Origin of the sequence: Hydrogenophaga sp. (genome assembly GCF_030158645.1) — a bacterium.
Lineage (GTDB): Bacteria > Pseudomonadota > Gammaproteobacteria > Burkholderiales > Burkholderiaceae_C > Hydrogenophaga.
Genome location: NZ_JAOASO010000021.1, coordinates 1 through 3,856 on the forward strand (window position 1 = coordinate 1; position 3,856 = coordinate 3,856).

General features: G+C 69.4%; 6 protein-coding genes. 3 read left to right on the forward strand and 3 right to left on the reverse strand.

Annotated features, from left to right (window positions below; translation table 11 throughout):
• The first annotated feature begins 57 nt into the window (after positions 1–57).
• Genes Q1W68_RS01485 through Q1W68_RS01495 form a run of 3 tightly spaced genes read left to right on the forward strand, consistent with a single transcriptional unit; the run spans position 58 to position 1,679 of the window.
• Positions 58–684 carry a nitroreductase family protein gene (locus Q1W68_RS01485; protein ID WP_300649237.1) on the forward strand — a complete coding sequence of 209 codons (627 nt, stop codon included), beginning with the start codon at positions 58–60 and terminating at the stop codon, positions 682–684.
• A gap of 13 nt (positions 685–697) precedes the next feature.
• Positions 698–1,102 carry a ribonucleotide reductase subunit alpha gene (locus tag Q1W68_RS01490; RefSeq protein ID WP_300649236.1) on the forward strand — a complete coding sequence of 135 codons (405 nt, stop codon included), beginning with the start codon at positions 698–700 and terminating at the stop codon, positions 1,100–1,102.
• Position 1,103: 1 nt separating this feature from the next.
• Complete coding sequence (locus Q1W68_RS01495; RefSeq protein WP_300649235.1) at positions 1,104–1,679, forward strand: hemerythrin domain-containing protein; 576 nt, start codon at positions 1,104–1,106, stop codon at positions 1,677–1,679.
• Positions 1,680–1,682: 3 nt separating this feature from the next.
• On the opposite strand, the gene Q1W68_RS01500 is transcribed toward Q1W68_RS01495, so the two are convergent.
• The 3 genes from Q1W68_RS01500 to Q1W68_RS01510 all read right to left on the reverse strand — a co-directional run.
• Positions 1,683–2,384: a fumarylacetoacetate hydrolase family protein gene (locus Q1W68_RS01500; RefSeq protein WP_300715478.1), complete on the reverse strand. Its 702-nt coding sequence runs from the start codon at positions 2,382–2,384 to the stop codon at positions 1,683–1,685.
• An 8-nt stretch (positions 2,385–2,392) separates the two neighbouring features.
• Entirely contained in the window at positions 2,393–3,451 is a 1,059-nt protein-coding gene (locus tag Q1W68_RS01505; protein ID WP_300715479.1) for a cupin domain-containing protein, read from the reverse strand.
• 15 nt (positions 3,452–3,466) lie between these two features.
• Positions 3,467–3,856 (reverse strand): FAD-dependent monooxygenase (locus Q1W68_RS01510; protein ID WP_300715480.1); only part of this gene is annotated, 390 nt, incomplete at its 5' end.

The window sequence follows — 3,856 nt, forward strand, 5'->3', positions numbered from 1 at the left end:
ATGCGGCCACCTCGGGGTGTGTGGATGAACACCGCGCAGCTCACGCGGATGCCGCCCATGGCCTGCGAAGCCGAGGCCGTGGAGCGTGAATGCGCCCGCGCCGCGGCCGACCTGATCCACGCGCGCCAGACCGTGTTGCCCAAGCGCCTGCTGGCACCCGGCCCCGACGCCGACCAGCTGAAGGCCCTGCTGGGTGCCGCCGCTGCCGCGCCCGACCACGGGCAGCTGCTGCCCTGGCGTTTCGTGATCGTGCCGCGCAGCGAACGCAGCTCGCTGGCCGAGGTGTTCGCGCAGGCCCTGCGCGAGCGCGACGCCAGCGCCACGACCGAGCAGCTCGACCAGGCGCGCGAGAAAGCGCACCGCGCGCCTTTGCTGCTGCTGGTGGTGGTGGACGGGCAGCGCGGTGACCCCGCGGTGGACCTGGCCGAGCGCATCCTCTCGGCCGGCTGCGCGGTGCAGAACATGCTGCTCATGGCCACCGCCATGGGCTATGGCTCGGCGCTCACGAGTGGCAAGGCGCTCGGCTCCCAGGCCCTGCGCCAGCGCTTCGATCTCGCCGCAGGCGAACAGGCCCTGTGTTTCCTGAGCGTGGGCACGGTGGCAGCGCGCCGGCCCGCGCGCACACGCCCCACCGTGGCCGACTACTGCAGCACGCTGGGCCCCGCACCAGCACGCACACCTTGAACCTGGAGAACCCGTGAACATTCAAACCTTTGACGACCTGCTGAGCGCGGCGCGCCTGCAACCCCTGCCGCAGCGCCTGCTGTTCGTGTTCGCCGGCGTCGAGCTGCCCGACGACGCCACGCCGGCCCAGCGCCTCGAGTTCGAGCGCGGCGAGGGCGGCGCGCTGGTGCCGCAGATGTGCGTGGACAAGGGGCTGGACGAGCTCCACTCGTTCGACCAGCTGGTGCAGGAGGCCCAGGCCTTTGGCCAGCCCTGGGGGATGGTGTTCGCCGCTGCGCTCGCGGGCACGCCGGGCCGCCAGCCCGGGAGCGCCGAAGCCGAACAACCGCTGCAGGACATGGTGGAAGCGATTCGCCAGGGGCAGCTGCACGCCTTCATTCCGTTCGACCCGCAAGGCCAGGCTGTGGCCCTGGGATGAGATGGCCAGCTCGATCCCGCTGACTTCCATCACCTTGCCGGGACACCGCGCACCCGCAGCCGGATTCGAGGCGCCGTTCGAGATGCTGGGCGTCTGCCACGAGCGTGTCGAGCGCATGCTGACCTTGCTGGCCCGGCTGCAGCAACACGTGCTGGTGCGCGGCTGGGACGAGAGCGTGGCCAGCGCCGCGCGCGACGTGATGCGGTACTTCGACCAGGCCGCGCCGCTGCACCACGAAGACGAGGAGCGCCATGTGTTCCCGCCCTTGCTGGCAGGCGGCGACGAGGCCTTGCGCCGGGTGGTGCTGGGCCTGCAGCAGGACCACCGCGACATGGAAGCGGCCTGGGTGGCCGCACGGGCGGCGCTGGCCTCGGTGACACAGGCGCCACCCGCGGGCTGGGCCCATTTCAGTCCGCCCGAAGAGGCCACGCTCGCCGGCTTCACCCGGCTGTACGACCGCCACCTGCACGAGGAGGACGGTCTGGTCTACCCGGCCGCGTTGGCGCAGCTGTCCCCCGACGCGTTGGAGGCGATGAGCGCCGACATGATGCGCCGGCGAGGGCTGGAGCCGGGCTGAACGTCAGGCTTTCGGACCGATCGTCAGCGCGACACTGCCCACACCCTCCACCGAGCCGGTGATCTGGTCACCCGGCAGCACCGCGCCCACGCCTTCGGGCGTACCGGTGTAGATCAGATCGCCCGGTTGCAGGTGGTAGAAGAGCGAGAGGTCCGCAATGATTTCGCGGATGTTCCAGATCAGCTTGTCCACGTCGGACTTCTGCTTCACCGCGCCGTTGACCGAGAGCTCGATGTTGCCTCGCTCGATCACCACGCCGGGCATGGGCACGATCTCGCTGCACACCGACGAATGCTCCACGTCCTTGCCCAGGTCCCAGGGGCGGCCCTTGTCGCGCGCCACCAGCTGCAGGTCGCGCCGCGTCATGTCCAGGCCGGCGGCGTAGCCGTAGATGATGGTGTGCGTGTCTTCCGCCTTCACCCGAAAGCCCGGCTGGCCGATGGCCAGCACGAGTTCCATCTCGAAGTGGTAGTTGGCGGTTTCGCTCGGGTAGGGCGTGGTCGCGCCCGAGAGCGCAAGGGTTTGCGGTGCCTTGGTGAAGTAGAACGGCCGCTCGACCGACTTGTCGACCGGCTTGCCCATTTCCACCGCGTGCGCGTGGTAGTTGCGGCCGACGAAGAACAGGCGGTTGACGGGAAACAGCTCGGCATGGCCGCGCACGGGAACGGACGCGACAGGGGGTGGGGGGAAGAGGTAAATGGTCATGGCAGGGCTCAAGGCATGGAAGGTTGGTTGTCGGGGCGCACTTCGTACACGCCGAGCTTGCGGTGCAGCGGCGATTCGTCGGCGATGAAGAGGAAGGCCGGCGCGCTGGCCGACGCGTTGGTGAGCGTGGTGGTGGTGTAGCCGGGGATGCAGCAGGTGTCGGCGGCCACCAGGTCGAAGCCCTTGGCGTCGGTGGTCACGCGCGCCGCGCCTTCGATCACGTGGTACATCGCTGCGGGTGAACGCGCGGGCAACTGCAGCGTCTGGCCAGGGCGCAGCATCAGCGCGTGAAAGCCGAGGATGTTCTCCACGTCTTCACCGGTCTCGGGGTTCACATAGGTCAGCTGCACCGCGTCCACATCGGGCCGGTCGGCGGCGAGTGATTCAAGAGCGGCTTTCGCGTCGGCCCAGGGGTAACGCAGCATGGGGTAGCGCTTGCCGCTGCGGCCGAACACGGGCGTGGGCACCACGCCGGCCCGGGCGTAGGCGCGGTCACCCCGGCCCGGTTTGGTGTCCTGCCGCGCGCCGTTGAGGTGGTAGCTCACCTCGAGGTAGTAGGCCAGCGGCAAATCCAGCACGTCGAGCCAGATCACCGGCTCGTCGCCGTCGTGGCCGTGTTCGTGCCACAGGCCGGTGGGCGTGAGGATCAGGTCGCCCCGGCTCATGGGGCAGCGTTCGCCGTCCACCGTGGTCCAGGCGCCTTCGCCTTCGACCACCATGCGCACCGCGTTGGGCGTGTGGCGGTGGCTGGGTGCCCACTCGCCGGGCATCAGCAGCTGCATGCCGAGGTACATGGCGGCGCTGGCCTGCATCTTCTCCAGCGTGTGGCCCGGGTTGGCCAGCACCAGCACGCGGCGCTCGGCCTTCTCGATGGGCGTGAGCTCACCGGCCTTGAGCAGCAGCGGTTTGATGGTCTTGTAGGGCCAGTGCGTGGCCTGTGTCTGGCGCGTGGGAATGGTGGGTGGCAGCACACCGCGCAGGCTGGGCCACAGCGGCACCAGGTTGAGCGCGCGCAGCTCGGCCACGTAGTCGGCGGGCAGGTCTTCGAGTCGTCCGAGGTCGTTCATGGTGTCTCCGGGTGTTCAGTGGGTGGCCAGGCAGTTCTGCACGTTCCAGCCGTACAGCCATTCCATCGCATCGTAGAAGCGCTCCGGCGTTCGGCCCCTCCACAGGTCGTTGCGCACCAGGCGCTCCACGCCCTTGGCGTGGTAAATGCGGCCCATTTCGCGCGAGCTCAGCACGATGCGCGCGGTGCGCGCCACGCGCGAGCGCTGGTAGAGGTCGAAGGCCTTTTCAATGTTGTTGCCGTGCACGCGCAAGGCCTCGCCCAACGTCACCGCGTCCTCGATGGCCATGCACGCGCCTTGCGCCATGTACTGCGTGGTCGGGTGGGCGGCGTCGCCCAGCAACGTGACGCGGCCAAAGCTCCACTGGCCGATGGGCTCGCGGTCGGCCGTGGCCCAGCGCTTCCA

What these genes read in the sequence shown, in the direction of transcription:
- Q1W68_RS01485 (WP_300649237.1), top strand. Translation starts at nt 58, where the DNA reads ATGGCCTGCGAAGCCGAGGCCGTGGAGCGTGAATGCGCCCGCGCCGCG.
- Q1W68_RS01495 (WP_300649235.1), top strand. Translation starts at nt 1,104, where the DNA reads ATGGCCAGCTCGATCCCGCTGACTTCCATCACCTTGCCGGGACACCGC.
- Q1W68_RS01500 (WP_300715478.1), bottom strand. Translation starts at nt 2,384, where the DNA reads ATGACCATTTACCTCTTCCCCCCACCCCCTGTCGCGTCCGTTCCCGTG.
- Q1W68_RS01505 (WP_300715479.1), bottom strand. Translation starts at nt 3,451, where the DNA reads ATGAACGACCTCGGACGACTCGAAGACCTGCCCGCCGACTACGTGGCC.